General features: G+C 58.2%; 2 protein-coding genes. Both read left to right on the forward strand.

Annotated elements, in window-relative coordinates; all coding sequences use genetic code 11:
* The first annotated feature begins 30 nt into the window (after positions 1–30).
* Positions 31–528 carry a protein YgfX gene (locus tag I5W_RS06860; RefSeq protein WP_017450835.1) on the forward strand — a complete coding sequence of 166 codons (498 nt, stop codon included), beginning with the start codon at positions 31–33 and terminating at the stop codon, positions 526–528.
* Positions 529–619: 91 nt separating this feature from the next.
* On the forward strand, positions 620–978 hold a 359-nt coding region (locus I5W_RS06865), incomplete at its 3' end, for a sigma-70 family RNA polymerase sigma factor (RefSeq protein ID WP_044528669.1).

The following is a 978-nucleotide window of genomic DNA, read 5'->3' on the forward strand; positions in this document are numbered from 1 at the left end:
CGCTATGCGCACTTCGCGCCTGGGCATCCCATGTCGATAGCAGTTTCTGCGGATATCAAACCTTCCCGCCTGCTCCTGCTGGTCAATGGCTTCGCCTGCCTGTGCGTAGCGCTGATGGGTGTGCTGGTGCCGTTCTGGACGCCGGGCAACTGGTCCTGGCTGGAACGCCTGGCTCTGGCATTGGCCTGCATCCTGGCTGCCGTGGTGGCGCTGGTGCTGGTGTTGCGCGAGCGCAAGATCATCTGGTTGCATATTTCCGCCTCCGGGCAAATCCGCGTGGTGGAGCATCTGCTGCCCTCGGCGCGCGCCAAGCCGCAGGTGATGAAGGCAGGGCTGGCCCAGCTGCTGGCCGGCAGCACCATCTGGCCCGGCATGTTGTTTTTGCGGCTGCGCCTGGAAAATGGCAAGACCCGCACCATCCCCATCCTCACGGATTCTGTCTCCGAAGATACATTCCGTGCACTTTCCGTGGCATGTCGCTGGCTGATCAGTCACAATACGGCCAAGGCAAGGATGCTGGAAAAATAGGCCGACCCCCCTTGAAAATTGTCGGGCTGGAATCATCTGCCTCAGGCGATATCGATAGAACAACACGGCTATAAAAAACAAGGAACCCGGTTTGACGACAGAACGCGAAATAGACCAACAGCTTGTTGAGCGCGTCCAGCGTGGCGACAAGAAGGCGTTCGAGCTATTGGTAGTCAAGTACCAACGCAAGTTGATGCGCCTGGTCTCGCGCCTGGTGCGCGACCAGGCCGAAGCCGAGGACGTGGTGCAGGAAGCCTTCATCAAGGCTTATCGTGCGCTGCCGCAATTTCGCGGCGACTCGGCCTTCTATACCTGGCTTTACCGCATCGGAATCAACACTGCAAAGAACTATCTGGTTACGATGGGCCGCAGGGCGCCAACTTCAACAGAAGCAGATGCAGAAGAAGCTGAAAACTTTGACGATGCAGACCATCTGAGGGACATCAACAC

Source organism: Herbaspirillum sp. B65 (assembly GCF_000333555.1).
Classification (GTDB): Bacteria; Pseudomonadota; Gammaproteobacteria; order Burkholderiales; family Burkholderiaceae_D; genus Herbaspirillum; species Herbaspirillum rubrisubalbicans.